This window comes from Enterococcus sp. DIV0756 (assembly GCF_051710745.1).
GTDB lineage: Bacteria > Bacillota > Bacilli > Lactobacillales > Enterococcaceae > Enterococcus_A.
In genome coordinates this window covers 389,538-407,113 of sequence record NZ_JBIOLF010000002.1, presented here as the reverse complement: position 1 = coordinate 407,113, position 17,576 = coordinate 389,538, and the positions used below count along the sequence as shown (strand labels likewise).

At 41.4% G+C, this 17,576-nt stretch carries 16 protein-coding genes; 13 read left to right on the top strand and 3 right to left on the bottom strand.

Translation table 11 applies throughout. The features are described 5' to 3' along the window. The first annotated feature begins 29 nt into the window (after positions 1 to 29). From IGI44_RS18360 to IGI44_RS18340, 5 genes are all read left to right on the top strand, one after another. On the top strand, positions 30 to 806 hold the full coding sequence (locus IGI44_RS18360; protein WP_438789383.1) for an SDR family NAD(P)-dependent oxidoreductase: 777 nt from the start codon (positions 30 to 32) through the stop codon (positions 804 to 806). A gap of 67 nt (positions 807 to 873) precedes the next feature. Continuing rightward, positions 874 to 1,995, top strand: a complete 1,122-nt coding sequence (locus IGI44_RS18355; RefSeq protein ID WP_438789382.1) for an ABC transporter ATP-binding protein — start codon at positions 874 to 876, stop codon at positions 1,993 to 1,995. Between the two features lie 11 nt (positions 1,996 to 2,006). After that, entirely contained in the window at positions 2,007 to 2,627 is a 621-nt protein-coding gene (locus IGI44_RS18350) for an ABC transporter permease (RefSeq protein ID WP_438789381.1), read from the top strand. Positions 2,628 to 2,631: 4 nt separating this feature from the next. Continuing rightward, on the top strand, positions 2,632 to 3,540 hold the full coding sequence (locus IGI44_RS18345) for an osmoprotectant ABC transporter substrate-binding protein (RefSeq protein ID WP_438789380.1): 909 nt from the start codon (positions 2,632 to 2,634) through the stop codon (positions 3,538 to 3,540). After that, positions 3,540 to 4,157, top strand: coding sequence for an ABC transporter permease (locus IGI44_RS18340; protein WP_438789379.1), 618 nt, complete (start codon positions 3,540 to 3,542; stop codon positions 4,155 to 4,157). The genes IGI44_RS18345 and IGI44_RS18340 overlap by 1 nt, the downstream gene beginning before the upstream one ends. Before the next feature lie 28 nt (positions 4,158 to 4,185). Here the strand turns inward: IGI44_RS18340 and IGI44_RS18335 are convergent, their stop codons facing one another. Beyond that, a complete protein-coding gene (locus IGI44_RS18335) occupies positions 4,186 to 4,899 on the bottom strand; it encodes a MurR/RpiR family transcriptional regulator (protein WP_438789378.1) in 714 nt (237 codons plus the stop codon). Positions 4,900 to 5,119: 220 nt separating this feature from the next. Between IGI44_RS18335 and IGI44_RS18330 the strand changes: the two genes are divergently transcribed. From IGI44_RS18330 to ade, 6 genes are all read left to right on the top strand, one after another. After that, positions 5,120 to 6,607, top strand: coding sequence for an FAD-binding oxidoreductase (locus IGI44_RS18330; protein ID WP_438789377.1), 1,488 nt, complete (start codon positions 5,120 to 5,122; stop codon positions 6,605 to 6,607). A 70-nt stretch (positions 6,608 to 6,677) separates the two neighbouring features. Then, positions 6,678 to 7,466: an electron transfer flavoprotein subunit beta/FixA family protein gene (locus IGI44_RS18325; protein ID WP_438789376.1), complete on the top strand. Its 789-nt coding sequence runs from the start codon at positions 6,678 to 6,680 to the stop codon at positions 7,464 to 7,466. Then, on the top strand, positions 7,466 to 8,398 hold the full coding sequence (locus IGI44_RS18320) for an electron transfer flavoprotein subunit alpha/FixB family protein (protein ID WP_438789375.1): 933 nt from the start codon (positions 7,466 to 7,468) through the stop codon (positions 8,396 to 8,398). The genes IGI44_RS18325 and IGI44_RS18320 overlap by 1 nt, the downstream gene beginning before the upstream one ends. 46 nt (positions 8,399 to 8,444) lie before the next feature. Further along, on the top strand, positions 8,445 to 9,221 hold the full coding sequence (locus IGI44_RS18315; protein WP_438789374.1) for an SDR family oxidoreductase: 777 nt from the start codon (positions 8,445 to 8,447) through the stop codon (positions 9,219 to 9,221). A gap of 114 nt (positions 9,222 to 9,335) precedes the next feature. Continuing rightward, positions 9,336 to 10,781 (top strand): FGGY-family carbohydrate kinase, encoded by a 1,446-nt coding sequence (locus IGI44_RS18310; protein ID WP_438789373.1) that lies wholly within the window; start codon positions 9,336 to 9,338, stop codon positions 10,779 to 10,781. A gap of 241 nt (positions 10,782 to 11,022) precedes the next feature. Continuing rightward, the gene (gene ade / locus IGI44_RS18305) at positions 11,023 to 12,762 is read left to right on the top strand and encodes an adenine deaminase (protein ID WP_438789372.1); all 1,740 of its coding nucleotides are present in this window, start codon (positions 11,023 to 11,025) and stop codon (positions 12,760 to 12,762) included. A gap of 47 nt (positions 12,763 to 12,809) precedes the next feature. Here ade and IGI44_RS18300 read toward each other — a convergent pair whose 3' ends face one another. Next, entirely contained in the window at positions 12,810 to 13,067 is a 258-nt protein-coding gene (locus IGI44_RS18300) for a hypothetical protein (RefSeq protein WP_438789371.1), read from the bottom strand. A 232-nt stretch (positions 13,068 to 13,299) separates the two neighbouring features. After that, complete coding sequence (locus tag IGI44_RS18295) at positions 13,300 to 15,069, bottom strand: Na/Pi cotransporter family protein (protein WP_438789370.1); 1,770 nt, start codon at positions 15,067 to 15,069, stop codon at positions 13,300 to 13,302. A gap of 269 nt (positions 15,070 to 15,338) precedes the next feature. Between IGI44_RS18295 and IGI44_RS18290 the strand changes: the two genes are divergently transcribed. Both IGI44_RS18290 and IGI44_RS18285 read left to right on the top strand, forming a co-directional pair. Continuing rightward, positions 15,339 to 16,739, top strand: a complete 1,401-nt coding sequence (locus tag IGI44_RS18290) for a glutamate decarboxylase (protein WP_438789369.1) — start codon at positions 15,339 to 15,341, stop codon at positions 16,737 to 16,739. 24 nt (positions 16,740 to 16,763) lie between these two features. Beyond that, positions 16,764 to 17,081: a DsrE family protein gene (locus tag IGI44_RS18285; RefSeq protein ID WP_438789368.1), complete on the top strand. Its 318-nt coding sequence runs from the start codon at positions 16,764 to 16,766 to the stop codon at positions 17,079 to 17,081. Positions 17,082 to 17,576 lie beyond the last annotated feature (495 nt).

The window sequence follows — 17,576 nt, the reverse complement described above, 5'->3', positions numbered from 1 at the left end:
TTTGGATTATTACTTATGGGGGGATACAAATGGAAATCACAGAATTCACTATGGACTTTTTCTCACTGGCTGGAAAGGTCGCTATTGTAACGGGCGGAAATACAGGTATTGGACGTGCTTTTTCATTGGCACTGGCTAAAAGTGGAGCCAATATTCTTGTTCCAAGCCTGATCGATGATGATGGAACGACACAAAAAATTGTGGAAGAGACGGGTTCTTGCTACGTTTTTATGGAGGTGGATTTGACTGAAGAAGATGTGCCGCAGCAGGTGATAGAACATTGTGTTGAAGTCTTCGGCACAGTGGACGTGCTGGTCAATTGCGCGGGGTTATATTTATCTGATGAGCTGATCAAGTTTGATCGATCAAAATGGGACCCGATGCTGCAATTGAATTTGACAGCAGCTTTTGAGATGGCTCATGCCACAGCTAAGGTGATGATTCCTCAAAAAAGTGGAAAAATAATCAATATCTGTTCGTTGTTTTCGTTTTTAGGAGGGCAGTACTCTCCCGCGAATGCAGCGGCTAAACATGGATTGGTCGGATTGACAAAAGCATATTGCGATGAATTGGCAGCTTACAATATCCAAGTCAATGGAATCGCACCAGGTTATTTGGCAACAGATATGACAAAAAAAGATCGAGAAGATCCGGAAACGAATCACCGAATTCTCGCCCATGTTCCCGCCAATTACTGGGGATATCCAGCGGACTTGATGGGCGCACTTATCTATTTAGCAAGTCCTGCCTCGAATTTTGTAAACGGTCATATTTTAACGGTGGATGGAGGATACTTAGTTCGTTAATTTCTATCGTTGCGATAAGGAATTTTTGTCGCGACGTATTACATAATGGGATGGAGGAATCATTAGTATGATCGAGTTTGAACAGGTAGAAAAAAGGTATGGAGAAGAGGCAATCGCGGTCCACCCCTTTGATTTAACGATCGAAGATAATCAGTTTATCTGCGTCATTGGTACTAGCGGCAGCGGGAAAACCACACTGGTGCGCATGATCAATCGGATGATCGAACCATCGAAAGGCAGTATCAAGATCAATGGGCAGGATGTTACTAAGCTGAATGAAGACGAATTGCGCAGGCAAATCGGGTATGTGATTCAGAATATCGGTTTGTTTCCCCATATGACCATTAGAGAAAATATCATGATCGTTCCCAAGCTGCTGAAATGGAGCGATGAAAAAAAATCAGGAATTGCTGAACGTTTGATTCAGCGGGTCGATCTGCCTTTAGAGTATTTAGAGCGTAAACCGAAAAATCTCTCCGGCGGTCAACAGCAACGGATCGGTGTGATTCGAGCGCTAGCTGCGAGTCAAGACATTATTTTAATGGATGAGCCATTCGGGGCGTTAGATCCGATCACGCGAGATGCGCTCCAGGAAATGATCAAGGGATTGCAACAGGAAATGAAGAAGACCATCGTTTTTGTTACTCATGATATGGATGAGGCTATCAAGTTGGCTGATAGGATCATTATTATGGATCACGGGGAAATTGTTCAATATGACACTGTTGAAACGATCTTGGAGCATCCAGCCAATGATTTTGTAGAGGAACTGATCGGTAAACGAAAACGAAACAGTTTTTACAACAATGAGATGACGGTTGCTGATTTAATGGTGGCAAGGGTTGAGGCGATCTCTATTAGCAAATCAATTACGGATGCGATCCGACAAATGTCTGAAAAAAAAGTCGATACGTTGTTGGTAGTGGATGACCAGTATTGCTTAAAAGGGTTTGTCGACATCAATTTTATTGAACGAAATATTTCTAAGCACAAGCCGACTACCTCTGTTTTCGATGTGATGGCAACGGATACGGCTAGCGTGAATCAAAACGATCGAGTAGCCGATGTCATTGGCCCTTTAATCAATCATACGTATAAATACCTGCCAGTAGTGGATGATGAAAATCATCTTGTGGGGATCGTGACCCGCTCATCTTTGGTTTCACTCGTACAAGAACAATTGCAATAGGAGGCGATGACATGAATTTTTGGTCCGAATATGGGAGTGAAATCTTATTGAAATTTTGGGAACATTTCTATTTGTCCTTTTTAGCCATTTTTTTGGGTATTCTTGTGGCAGTTCCTTTAGGCGCAGTATTGACTCGTTTAAAAAGGGGTTCTGAAACAGTGATAAAGGTGGTAGGTGTCTTTCAGACGATCCCTTCATTGGCCTTGTTGTCGATCATGATTCCGTTTTTCGGAATTGGGAAAATACCTGCAGTAATCGCATTATTTTTATATTCCCTCTTGCCGATTCTGCGCAATACATATGTTGGAATTAAGTCGGTAGATGCAACTTATTTGGACGCCGCTAAGGGAATGGGAATGTCACAAATGCAGCGGTTGCTACAGGTCGAGCTACCTCTAGCAATGGGGGTCATCATGGCTGGCATTCGTGTTTCAACCGTCTATGTTATCTCGTGGACAACGTTAGCTGCCTATATAGGAGCGGGTGGGTTAGGCGATTATATTTTCAATGGTTTGAACCTATATCGGATGGATCTTGTATTGATGGGGACGATACCGATCACCTTTTTAGCCCTGCTTTCTGACGCTCTTTTGAAGCGGTCCGAACAAAAATTAACGATGAATCGAGGGTGAATCGATGAAAAAGCGAATAATACTTTTTGCGGCGATGCTCCTGCTTTTCGGAAGTTTTGTAGTGAATAATTTTTCTGCTAAAGATGACACAATTACAGTGGCAGGAGGAGTGACGTCAGAATCCCAAATCTTAGGAAACATCGTAGTGGAGTTGCTTAAGCATTCCACAGATAAGAATATTGTCTACCTAAATAACCTAGGTTCAGCAAATTTGATGCATGAAGCGATGCTGCGAGGGGATTTGGCTATCGCGCCAACAAGATATACTGGAACGGATCTGATTGGGACCCTCGGGATGCCAACGGAAAAGGATCCGGATAAAGCATTGAAAGTCGTCCAAAGAGAATTTGATCAACGTTTTGGCTTTGAGTGGTTCCCAAGCTATGGCTTTTCTAATCAGTTCACGTTTATGGTAACGCAGGAAACAGCGAAAAAATATGGTTTAAAAAAAGTTAGTGATTTGAAAAAGTGTGCGGGAAAAATGCGCTTAGGCTCTGATCAGACCTGGTATAAACGGGAAGGTGATGGGTATAAAGGTTATACAGAAGCCTATAATACGAAGTTTCAAAGAGTGTATCCAATGCAGGTGGGCTTGCTTTATGATGCTCTGGTCGCTAAAGAACTAGATGTGATTTTGGGATACTCAACAGATGGACGTGTCGGCAGTTATGATTTGGTGATGCTAGAGGATGATTTGAAGTTTTTCCCACCTTATACAGCGAGCATTGTAGTTTCAGGTGAAACACTAAAAGACTATCCAGAATTAAAACCAATTTTGCTAAAATTGCAAAACACGATTGACACGGAAACGATGCAACGCTTGAATTATGAATCTGATAATGAATTATTGGAACCGAAAATCATCGCTCGGCGCTTTTTAGAGAAACATAACTTTTTTGAGGAGGGAAGCTAATGTTTGATAATTTACTGCAATATCTAAGTGAAAACTCTTCGTACTTGATTACACAGTTTGGCGTTCACGTTTATATTTCGGTGATTGGGGTCGTGCTGACCTTCTTAATCGGGTTTCCTTTAGGACTTTTATTGTCTGAACGTCCCAAACTTTCGGATATCGTAATTGGGATCATCAATGTGATTCAAACAATTCCTTCAATCGCAATGCTGACAGTTCTCTTGATTCTGATGGGACTAGGTCAAAATACCGTTGTAGCAACGGTGATCTTATACTCACTCTTACCAATCGTCAAAAATACCTTTGTGGGGTTAACCAATGTGGATCCCATGTATATTGACAGTGCAAAGGGGATTGGGATGAGCCGTTATCAAATTTTGTATATGATCAAAATTCCGCTGGCGATGCCGGTGATTTTAGCAGGCGTTCGCAATGCGTTAGTTATTTCGGTGGGAATTACGACGATTGGTTCTTTTGTCGGAGCCGGGGGCGTTGGGGATGTGATTCTAAGAGGAATTGCGATCACAGACGGTGCTCCTATCATCATTGTTGGAGCAGTCTTGTGCGCCTTTATCGCCATAATGATGGATTGGTTGTTTGATTGGATCATGAAATAATGTTGTGAATAAGAAGACGACCGTGATTTCAATCACGGTCGTCTTCTTTACTTAATTTGCGAATGACCTCTTCAATAAACATCAACAAGATCGTTCGGGTCTTTTCGTGAGACTTCAATTGTTCATCTTGATGAGACTTAGTCAGGAAAATGATTTCACTAGCATCTAACGATAGGTCTGTGTTTAGCTCCTCCATCACCAGCAAAGATTTTGCATGGTGTTTTTTTGCTTCTTCAAAAAGGGGATCAAAGCTAGCGAATTTTCCAGCAACGGAGAAAATCAGCAGCAAAGAATCCTTCGTCAATAAATCGGGTATCAAAGTCGGCTGACTCACACGAATGACATTTTTATTTAGAGTGAAATTCAATTTGTATTCAAAATATTCCATGCAGAAGTTCGTTGGACCGTAGCCGAACAATAAAATTTTTTCCGACTGCTGAATTAGATCGACGAGATAATCAACAGCGGATTCATCAAAATTCTCCATGAACTCTTGGATACGGGCGAATTCGCTGTTCATTCTTTTTCGCTTAACTAATTCTTTTCCTGTGAGAAAACGAAAATATTCTTTATAGCCCGAGAACCCCATTTTCTTTACAAGCTTCGAAATTTTTGAAGGTGAAACTTCTGTTAGTCTCGCAGCTTCAGTGATGGTCAAATTGGGTTTCTCTTGGCTTTCCATAGTCAATTGCTGATGAATTCTTAATTCCAGATCATTTAAACGATTCAATTGAATTTTCATATTGATGCCTCCCTGCTGATCAACACAATAATGTCATGACATCAGAATAGCATAGATCGTTCATAAAAGGCAAACAATATATGGAAAATTTTCCATATAATCCAATAAAATCTGATTTAAATAGAAAATCTAATCAAATTTTAATGAAAAATAGACTCCCTCCCTTTATACTAAATTCAGGAAAAGCGCTTTCGAAAAAAAGATGAATGGAGTTAAGCGAATGAATTCTGAAACATTGGTGAAAGAAGCAATCATTAAGGACGTAAAAAAAATCGTCTCGGAGAAGCAGGTGGTCACAGATCATGAAACACTATATGATGCCGCATCTGACCGTTATCGTAAATACATGAAAGCAAAAGGACTGTTAGATAATCCACTTCCAACAGCGGTCGTGTATCCAAACAACACAGACGAGGTTAAAGAGTTACTAATGTATTGCAATGAAAATGATATCAATGTCATTCCTCGAAGCGGTAAAACAGCCACTGAGGGTGGTTTAGAAAATTGGAAGGATCTAGCATTAGTAATCGATGGTTCGCATATGAACAAGATTTTAAAAATAGATCCTTACAACATGCAGGCAACAGTTCAAGCGGGTGTCCCGTTACAAGCGCTAGAAGATGAACTGAGAAAAATCGGCTATACAACTGGCCATTCACCACAGTCAAAACCGATTGCGCAATATGGCGGGTTGGTCTCTACTCGTTCAATTGGACAGTTTTCAACCTTGTATGGCGGAATCGAAGACATGGTTGTGGGATTGGAATGTGTCTTTCCTAACGGACATATTTCACGGATTAAGAACATCTCTCGTCGGGCTGGTGGTCCAGACATTCGTCACATCGTCATCGGAAATGAAGGAACGCTTTGTTATATCACAGAAGTGACTGTGAAGATCTTTAAATACTATCCAGACAACAATAAATTTTTTGGTTACTTAGTCAACGATGTAGAAGACGGCGTGAAAGTTCTACGTGAAGTCATGGTAAACGGTTACCGTCCTTCTGTTGCACGGACGTATTCTCCTGAAGATGCGCGTCAGCATTTCTATCATTTCTACGAAGGGAAATGTGTCCTGATCTTTATGGCAGAAGGACCGGAAGGCATCGTGGAAGCGACTGGTAAAGGGATTGAGGAAGCCGTTGAGAAGTTCAAGGATGGTATTGTGAAGCAAGTAGATTCTCAATTGATCGAAAATTGGTTCAATCAATTGAACTGGACGCAACAGACGATTGATGACGAAGTGCAGGGCATGATCGATAACGACAAGCACGATGGCTACACGACAGAGGTGTCGGCTGACTGGGAAACGATCACAAAAATTTACAACAACGTCATCGACCGAATTCGTAACGAGTTTCCACGTGCGGATGATTTGACTATGTTAGGAGGGCATTCTTCACATAGTTACTTAAACGGAACCAACATGTATTTCGTCTATAACTACGATATCAACTGTGAGCCAGAAGATGAAATGAAAATCTATCATCATCCTATTCAAGCGATCATCGTGGAGGAAACATTGAAACTAGGCGGCTCAATGTGTCACCATCATGGAATCGGTAAGTATCGCAATGAATGGACGAAGGAAGAGCATCAATCGGCATACTATATGTTGGAGACACTAAAAGAGGCCTTTGATCCAAAAGGGGTCATGAGCTTCGGAAATATTTTCCCAGTCCAAGAAGGCTACAAATATCAAAAATAAAGCGATTTTTCATTCAAGGGCGATTCTTCGTCCTTGAATGACAGATAGAAATTAGGTAGGGAGGACAACCATGAAAATCATTTGCTTAGTCAAATTTGTTCCGGATACGGAGAAGTTTGAGTACGATTATGAGACGGATAAGATCGATCGCGACGCATCCAAGCTTATTTTGAATCCAGATGATAAGAATGCGGTGGCTTTTGCAATGGCGCAAAAGAAGCAAACTCCTTCTACTTATGTTGAGGTCGTTACGATGGGACCAATGAAGCTGGATGAACCGATGAAGGATTTCGTAAGATTAGGCGCGGATCAAGCCGTGCTGATCAGCGACCGCCAATTTGCCGGCAGCGATTCGCTGGCGACCAGTCGGATTATTTCCAGTTATTTGGCCTCAAAGGACTATGATCTATTGCTCACCGGCACACATACTTTGGATGGCGGAACAGGACATGTTGGGCCGCAGATCGCAGAAGTGATGGGAGTCAATCAATATTCCGATATCGTTGCTATCAAAGAGGTGACGAAGGACTATTCGATCGTGGAGGCCTTGCAGGAGGAAAAAACCTATCGGCTGAAAATTCAAAATCCCAGTGTCTTGAGTGTCACGCATCTAATGAATCTACGCTTAGGTTTTGTCAGATATGAGAATATCGGGAAAAATGTGGATGACCAATTTGTGCTAGTAACGAATGAAACCTTACAGTTACCAGCAGAACAAATTGGCGGCAAGGGCTCACCAACGAAGGTGAGAAAAAATGTCGTGGTCAAACGTGAACAAGTCGCTCATAAAGTGGTGAAGGTCGACGACGAGGGCATTGATGAAGTGGTTCATTTTCTAAAGGAAAAGGGGTACCTATAATGTTTAAAGGACTCATTCTGATAGATAACGAAAATATTGAGTATTCGCTGGACTTGATTGAGGTAGTGAAGCGATTGGCTGGTGAAGAAGCAACCTTTATCTATGGGCTAGGAATCAATTTATCCTGTGAAGCAAAAGGACTCGATGCGGTCATTCATGTGGACGTACCTAAAATCCAATTAAAGGATAGTCGAGTAGTGACAGACATTGTTCAGCAGGTTCATGAGGAATATCAATTTGACAGTATCATTATTTTAGCAACTGAGTTTGGACGGATGGTGGCTCCACGTTTAGCGATGCGACTTGAGGTAGGATTGGTGGCTGATATTACCGATATCGAAGTCGATAAACGTGGGAAGAAATTGATCCGTCCAGCTTTTTCAGGAAATATCATGGCCAGTATCGTGTGCGAGTCCTCCCCAATCATGGCGAGCGTTCATCCGAATGTCTTTCATGTGGATGCGGAGGAGTTGATCGCAGTGCCAGAGAAGCTTACTTTTGTACCAAGCAAATTGAAAGCGTCGTCAATTGAGGTGCTTGAAATTATTGAGTGTGAAGAAAATACAGTTGATATTCGTGAGGCGGATGTACTTGTTTCCGCAGGAGGTGGGTTCAAAGAGCCAATTGATCAGTTGCAAGGATTGGCTAAGGAGCTGACGGGCTTAGTCTCCGTATCTAAACAGCTAGTGGATCGTAAACGAGCACCACGAGAAATTCAAGTCGGTCAATCCGGTAAAACCGTCAGTCCAGATCTTTATATCGCTTTGGGTATTTATGGATCGACGCAGCATATTGAAGGATTAAAAAACGTAAAAGAGATTATTTCGGTGAATACGGATCTTGGTGCACCGATGAATTATTTAGCCAGCCTCGTCGTACATGGCGATGCGGCAGAATTTGCAAGGAAACTAAGTACCAAACTTAAGGGATAACCCAACCGGGTGAAAAAACAAAAATAAAGGAAAAGAAGGTAAAAAAATGGAAATTAAAGACTTTAAGATGGACATGTTTCACATCAAAGGAAAAAATGCGATCGTAACAGGAGGAAACACTGGATTAGGCCAAGCCTTCTCATTGGCACTAGCAGAAGCAGGCGCGAACATCTTCATGCCGTCGATCATGCCGGATGATCCAGAATTCAATGCGATCTTAGCAGAACGTGGCGCGAAAACGGCATATATGGAAGCGGATATTACGAAAGATGGCGTGTGTCAAGAAGTCGTTGAAAAATGTGTGGCTGAATTTGGTTCAGTGGATATCTTAGTTAACTGTGCTGGCATCTGCCCTTGTGACGACGTAGTCAGTTATGGCCGTGACAAATGGGACCCAACGATCAATATCAACTTAACAGCAGCATTTGACATGAGTCATGAAGCAGCAAAAGTGATGATTCCACAAAAGAGCGGAAAAATCATCAATATCTGTTCAATGTTCTCATTCCTTGGCGGACAATGGGCACCTGCCTATGCGGCGTCTAAACACGGTTTAGCTGGTTTAACAAAAGCTTATTGCGACGAATTGGCACAATATAATATCCAAGTAAATGGGATCGCGCCAGGGTACTTCAAGACCCATGCGGCGAAAGCTTCGATCGAAGATCCAGAGCGCAGCAAATGGATCGTGGATCACACACCAGAAGGTCGTTGGGGAGATGTAGCAGATCTGATGGGGGCGACAGCATTTTTAGCTTCAGAAGCCTCTCACTTTGTTAACGGGCATATTTTAGCTGTAGATGGTGGTTTCCTAGTACGCTAAAAACAGGGAGAACCTATTCTTTATCCCACCGATTATTCTAGGGGCCATGGCAATTTGAATGTCACAGCTCCTTTTTAAAAACCTATGATAGATAGAAAAGAAATGAGGAGACTGATGGAAAAGAAATATCTCGTTGGTATTGATGGCGGTAGCCAAAGTACAAAGATTGTCATTTTTGACTTAGAGGGAAATATCGTTGGCGAAGCGAAAGAAGCTTTGCGCCCGAATCATTTAGCAGAAGGTGTAGTTGTAGAGCACCCTGGAGATGATCTATGGGATGCGATGTGTGTCGCATCAAGTAAAGCAATGGAGCAGTTCGGCGTTCGCAAGGAAAGCATCGTTGGTATCGGCTTAGGCACGATTCGCTGCTGCCGAGTTCTAATGAAGAAAGATGGAACATTGGCTCAACCAGTTATTAGCTGGATGGATAAGCGCACCTCTGAAACTTATGTCCATGATAATCCAGACACGCAATACGTAACGTCAACCAATGGTTATTTGGCTACTCGCTTAACTGGTGCGTTCAAAGACAATATTGCGAATCATTTTGGGCAATGGCCGGTGGATTATGATACCTGGGATTGGTCCACTGACGAAGAAGTATTGAAACAGTATAATCTGCCACGAGAAATGTTGCTGGACCCAGTGAAACCAGGGGAGCAACTGGGGACTATTTCTAAAGAGGCCAGTGAAAAAACAGGATTTCCAGAAGGGTTACCCGTGTTTGCTACTACCGGAGATAAAGCCGTTGAAAGTTTAGGTGCTGGTTTGCTGCAGGAATCGACTGCTTTGGTTTCATTAGGAACCTATATCTGCAGTGTAATGGTCAGTAAAACGATGCCGCCGAAAGATGCGGTAAATTATTGGGGAATTATGTCTTCGATCCCCGGTTTGTATTTGTATGAAGGCTACGGGATTCGCCGCGGTATGTGGACTGTTTCATGGTTCAGAGACTTATTAGGTGAAAAAATCAGTATTCGTTCCGGGTATCAGGGAATCAGTGAAGAGGAATATCTGAATGAACAGGCTGCCAATGTTCCGGCGGGTAGCGATGGTCTGATGACAAAATTGGATTGGTTGGCGAATCCTTGGGAACCCTATAAGCGGGGCGTAATGATCGGGTTTAATGCGCATCACGATTATCGGTATATGTACCGCTCTATTTTAGAGGGGATTGCCTATTCTATGAGGAACAATGTGGTTAATATGGCGGAAGAAGCGGGACGTGAGATCGAAGAAATCATTGTCACAGGCGGAGGTTCTAACAGTGATTTGCTGATGCAAATTTTTGCCGATGTCTTCAACTTACCGATCAAACGAAATGTCGTGAACGGAAGTGCCAGCGTTGGTGCAGCAATCAACGCAGCTGTCGGACTAGGCATCTATGAAACTTATGAAGAAGCGGTTGAAAAAATGGTCAAGGTGAAGGATGTCTTTACACCAAAATCAGAAAATGTAGCAATTTATAAACGGTTAAATGAAGAAGTTTATCAAAATCTGACAGATTACACCGATGAAGTGTTAAAGAAAACCTACAAGGTGCTACACCCAGAGGGATAGTTTTCTGTTCTGTAAATAAATGGTCTATGAAGAGGCAATTTCCATCATTGAGGAATTGCCTTTTTTCTTCGGAAAAAACGTGGGAAGCATCGAAAAGGATGATTTTAGTCGAGAAGACGTTCTTTTCTTTCACTTGTATTTTTCTTAATTAGGTTTTATTTCAAAATTAAAAACATTTGCTAATGAAACTCGTGATCATCCTTGCTATAATAGAAAAAATATTTGAAAAGAGGCGAAGGAAGTGAACAAGGAAACGTTAAAAGGATTAATCGATGTCGCAGCAGGTCGAACGCCTGCTGATTTGGTTTTAAAAAATGCCAAGGTGATTGATGTCTATCAAGCTGAGGTTATTTCGGGTGATTTGGCAATCGTTGATGGTAAAATTGCGGGAATCAGTAAGGAATACCAGGGCAAAAAAACGATTGATCTAAAAGGAAAATATGTTGCACCGGGATTTATTGATCCCCATATTCATGTAGAATCCTCCTATGTGACGCCTGAAGAGTTTGGGCGCTTATTGGTTCCTCATGGAACAACGACGGTCCTAGCAGACCCTCATGAAATCGTGAATGTACTTGGTTTGGCGGGGTTGGATTATATGGTGGAAGCTGCAAAGGGAACGGCCTTGGATATTCGTTACATGATGCCTTCGTGTGTGCCGGCAACCAATATGGAAAATGCGGGAGCAGTGATAGAGGCCGCAGATATGATTGCTTCTTTTGAAAAAAATCAAGTAGATGGTTTAGCGGAATTCATGAATTTCCCAGGGGTTATCAACGCACAAGATGAGGTGCTAGATAAACTATTATCAGCAAAAGAACGCGGTCTGCGCATCGATGGACACTCACCGATGGTTTTTAACAAGGAACTGAACGCGTATGCAGCAGCGGGGATTGCCAACGATCATGAATGCTCTACAGTGCAGGAATTGAAGGATCGAATTGCTCGCGGAATGTATGTGTTCCTTCGTGAGGGGTCAGTCACTCAAAATTTACGAACATTATTGCAGGGAGTAACGGATAATAATTATCAGCGCTGTGTTTTATCAGCAGATGATTTACAGGCGAAAACGATGTTGGAAAAGGGGCACTTGGATAATAGCATTCGAATTTGTATCGAAGAAGGAGTGTCCCCGCTGCGAGCGATTCAAATGGCTACGATTAATGCGGCACAATGCTGCCAGTTGAATGATCGCGGCGCTATCGCACCAGGCTTAAGAGCAGATTTAGTTGTTTTTGCGGATTTGGCACAGCCAGACATTGAGGCAACTTATATTGAAGGCGAGTTAGTAGCTGAAAACGGCCGCTATCTACCCGAGGTGAATCGAATTTCGACTGAAAATGTTCAATCAAGCGTGCATATCGATAAATTCCGAAAAGAGCAGTTAGCGTTAAATTTAACTAGTGATAACGTTAGGGCAATCGAAGTTATTCCGCAAGAGGCGTTGACGAATGAAGCAATTGTTTCTATTAAAAGAGATGAACAAAATCATTTTGTCTTTGATCCGCAACAAGACGTGACGAAAATCGCGGTTATTGAACGCCATCATAATACAGGAAATGCTTTTGTTGGATTATTAAAGGATTATGGGGTGAAAAAAGGAGCGATTGGCTTATCGATTGCCCACGATTCTCATAACTTGATTGTAACCGGGACAAACGATGAAGATATGGCGGCAACTGTTCAGGCACTCAAGGAGCAAGAAGGCGGCGTAGTTTTGATTGAATCTGGGAAAGTTATTGGCAGTATGGCTTTGCCGATTGCTGGATTAATGAGCGATCTTACTGGTGAAGAAGTAGCGGAACAAGAAGCAGAGATTAATCGTCTGGCTCATGAGGTATTAGGTATTTCAGAGAAGGTTGATCCGATCATGACCTTGGGCTTTATGTCTTTAGCCGTCATTCCTAATCTAAAAATTACGGATATTGGCTTAGTTGACGTAACAAAATTTGAAGTTGTACCGATCTCAGTAGAAGAATAAAAAAACTAGGAAAAAGATTCCCGACAAAAGAATCTTTTTCCTAGTTTTTATTTTTTGGGTTTAAATAATGCAGGTAGGAAAATAAAGAATGTAAGAATAAGAGCACTCGCTCCAACAGTTAAAACTAATCTCGGTAGTCCTAACTGAGAAGCACCAGCAAAATTGCCAAATACATTTCCTAAAATAATTACTAAACTGACTAATAAAGTGGAGAGAACAGCTTTGCCTCGCTGACCTCGTTTTTCAAAATAATTAATAACTGAATAAAGACCCCAACCCAACAAAACTATTGTTACTGTATCCATAAGTTCCAACTCCCTTTCTTTGATGTATTCATCATATCAAGGACTTGAGGGTTAAAATACTTACGAAAGTGGTGGTAACCTTACGATCATGAAAGGTTGAATAGTTATTGTTTATTAAGGGAACTGTCCCTCTTTTGATAGTGGAGGAAAAGAGAAACGATCTTGCCATCTTTAAAAAAGCGAAAAGCGCGACATGCTGTTCTTTATAAAGAAGCATGTCGCGCTTTTTTAGCTAATCCAGTACTTCACCGTTTGTCCCAATTGAATCGCCTGACGCGTCATCTTCAGGTTCTTCATAGTGGAAGTTTGAAGTATCGTATTTGAAGTTGTATTTATTTCCTAAGAAGTATTTCGCGATATGCAGCGTACGATCGCTGGAGCGTTCGAGATTGGAGCTAATATCGATCAGTAATACGCCATCCGCTGCGCGACCTTCACCTTTGGTCATTAAGCGAATATATTTCTTTCGTAGTAATTCCACGAGTTGGTTAATCTCTTCTTCACGGTCTAACATTTTTTGTGCTAATTCGACATCGTCATTTTCTAGCACTTGCAATGCATCCCGAATATTTTTTAGCACCTTATCAAAAAGTAATTCAAGATGTTCATCATGAAGTAAAAATGTCTCACGACTATTAGTAGATTTTGTACGATTTCGTTTGTCTTTTGCACGTTGCTTTTCTTCAAGTGCAATTGATTCCTCAACATAGCGAATGATGTTCATGGAGTGATCACCAATCCGCTCGAAGTCTTTGGTAAATTCCAACAGCATTGCTTGTTCCTGACTCTCTAAGGGGGTTAGGACAGTTGCTGAGATTTTTACTAAGTATTCGGTTAATTCAATATCACATTGGTTAATGGCATCTTCGTATTGCAGAACATCGTCGCGCCATTCTTCCTTGGTATCATTATAGTATTTACGGGCGGATTTCACTGAAGAAAGCACATAGCTACCCATCTGGATGACTTCACTTTTGGCTTGTTCAATTGCCATCACTGATGAGGTATGAATGATCGGTTCACTCAACGTAACCGAGCGGATATTCAAATTCTTCTCACTACCAGGAACAATCTTCTTCACCAGCATTTCAATTTGAGGGATAAACCAGAATTGAATTGCCAAGTTTGACAGGTTAAAGAGCCCATGAGCAAAGGCTATCTGCATGGCAGGATTCAATCCTAATGAACTTGCAAATAGCATAACTAGTCTAGTAAATGGCGATAGTAATAAAGTGAAAATAACTGCACCGACCAGATTAAAGATTACATGAGAAGCAGCAGTCCTTTTTGCGGCAACACTAGCACCAAGACAAGCGATGACCGCAGTAATGGTCGTTCCAATATTATCGCCGAAGAGAATAGGAAGAGCTGCTGTAAGCGTGACACTGCCTTGCATGTAGAGCTGTTGTAAAATCCCAATTGTTGCACTTGAGCTTTGTAAGACCATCGTTAAAAGAGTCCCAATACCAACGCCTAAGACAGGATGGTCAGCAACACTGAGCATTAATTCATTGAACTGCGGCAAATCCTTTAATGGATCCATGGCATTTCCCATCAATTTTAAGCCGTAGAAAAGGGCACCAAAGCCGAATAAGATTTGTCCAATTGATTGTAATGAGGTCCGTTTCGAGAAAAATAGTAAAATGGCACCAGCACCGATAATCGGTAAAGAATAGGCGCTCAAGTTAAAGCCAATGATGAAAGCGGTGACAGTCGTTCCCACGTTCGCCCCCATGATAACCCCGATGGCCTGTCGCAAGGTCATAAAACCAGCACTGACGAGCCCGACAGCTAAAACAGTTGTACCGGAGCTACTCTGGATCAAGCCAGTTACAATAATTCCGGCTAAGACGGCGCGAAAAGGGGTTGAAGTGAAACGATTCAGAATTTCTCTTAATCGGTTTCCGGCTGCTTTTTGTAAGCCGTCTCCCAAATATTTGATCCCGAAAAGGAAAATTCCCAGCCCACCTAAGAAGGTGAAAAGCATTTCTTGATAAGACATAATGCGTCCTCCGCTAATTTTTTTTGCATACTACTACCAAAATAATAGATTCACAAGCAAAAAGAAAGTCTTTTATTTAAAAAAGCGCTATTTTTTTTGGAAAATTCCACTTATTTTGTCGGAATCAAGACAAATGCGAGATTAACCCGTCAAAACGGATGGAATTCTTTTGAATTTTTTAGCGCTTTCAGCTACTCTTAAAGTAGTAGGAATTTTTTCTTCAACGGTAAAAGAATCGAGCTATTTATTTCTAGAGGAGATGTGGTTGAATGCTTTATGGAAAGAAAGATCGACGTGAGGCGGGCTATTTAGATCCCATTTTTGGGTCAATGGCTGAAGATGAGTTATTACCTTCCTATCATTTAGGCGAAACGTCGATTGAACCGCGAATTGCTTATCAAATGATCAAGGATGATTTGTTAGATGAAGGAAACTCCCGCTTGAATTTAGCGACCTTTTGTCAAACCTTTATGGAGCCGGAAGCAGTTAAGTTAATGAGTGAGACATTGGACAAAAATATGATCGACAAATCAGAATATCCTCGAACGGCTGAAATGGAGAACCGTTGTGTGAATATCATAGCTGATCTTTGGCATGCCCGAGGACCAGAAAAATATATCGGAACATCTACGATCGGTTCGTCAGAAGCATGTATGTTAGGCGGCATGGCAATGAAATTTGCTTGGCGCAAGCGAGCTGAAAAACTAGGTGTCGATATCCAAGCGAAGAAACCGAATTTAATTATTTCTTCTGGTTATCAAGTTTGTTGGGAGAAATTTTGCGTCTATTGGGATATTGAGTTGCGAGAGATTCCTATGTCTGAGGATCATTTATCATTGGATGTTGAAAAAGCGCTGGAAGCGGCTGATGAATATACGATTGGGATTGTTGGGATTTTAGGAATTACCTACACCGGACAATATGATGACATCAAAAAATTAAATCAATTAGTTGAAGAATACAATCAGCAAACCGAGCACAAGGTCTATATCCATGTAGATGCTGCCTCTGGAGGCCTTTACGCGCCATTTGTTGAACCAGAGCTGGAGTGGGATTTTCAATTGAAAAATGTCATTTCGATCAATACTTCGGGGCACAAATATGGGTTGGTTTATCCCGGCGTTGGCTGGATTGTTTGGCGCGATGAACAATACTTACCGAAAGAGCTGGTGTTTAAAGTTAGCTATCTAGGCGGAGAGATGCCAACCATGGCAATTAATTTTTCTCATAGTGCATCTCAAATGATTGGCCAGTATTACAATTTTGTCCGTTTTGGTTTTGATGGCTATCGTAGTATCCATCAACGGACACATGATGTAGCTGTTTATCTAGCGAAGGAAATTGAACGATCCCGCCATTTTGAGATTATCAATGATGGCAGTCAATTGCCGTTAGTCTGTTATAAATTGGCAAAAGATGACGATCGTCGATGGACACTGTACGATTTGTCAGATCGCTTATTGATGAAGGGCTGGCAGGTTCCTTCTTATCCGCTGCCAAAAAATTTGGATCATCAAGTGATTCAACGAATCGTGGTGCGCAGTGATTTTGGAATGAGCTTAGCCCATGATTTTATTGAGGATTTGAAAGAAGCAATCAAAGAGTTGGAGAATAGTCACTTAGTCTTTCATGAAGAGACTGAAATAAAAAATTATGGCTTTACCCATTAAGAGAAGTCAGAGGAGGCGTTACAAATGAAAGTAGTTTTTCACGTTGATGAGTTGGGAATGATTAGAGAGGCCCGTCATGATATTGAGCATATTCTACTGTCCGAGCCCGATGCAGATATTGTCTTGTTAATGAATGGCGAGGCGATCCAAGGCTATCTACTGCCACGGGTTATCAAATTTATGAAGGAATACCCGAATGTAACTTATCAAGCATGCCACCATTCGATGCGCACTTTCCACGTCCGCTCGAAGCAAATGCATGAACAAGTAGAGATTATCGAGTCCGGTGTGATCGGATTAGTAGAACTGCAAGAAAAAGGATATTCATATATCAAGTGCTAAAAATTCCCCATCAAACATAAGTCCTTCAAATCAGAAGGGCTTATTTTTTTGTCAGTTTTGCTTTTCGCAGTGTGTAAGAAAAGAGTGTTTTTACTATTGCCTTAGATATTATTCAAATAAGGCTGTTTAGCAAAATGATAGACGTACGAAAATGAAAGATTTTTCGATTTTGAAAAATCCCCCTCAAGACTGAGCTAGCTGTCAGTTTTGCTTTTCGCAGAGTTTACAATCAAAAAAAGAAAACTGGTTTAGAGAGTCCTACTAGTAAGAAGTTTAGCAGAATCGTATACGTATGAAGGTGTTTCTCTAATTATAAATCAGCTAAATGAAAATGCTTGTTTGTTATTCTATCTGTACAAGTTGGATAAAAATTATTCTTTCTACTATTGATATAAGTCAGTTTGTTAGGTAGTATGCAAAACGATGGCTTTCTATTTTATAACTAGTTGTGCAAAAATAATAAGCGGCAGTTTTCAATCAGTTTATTTTTGCATG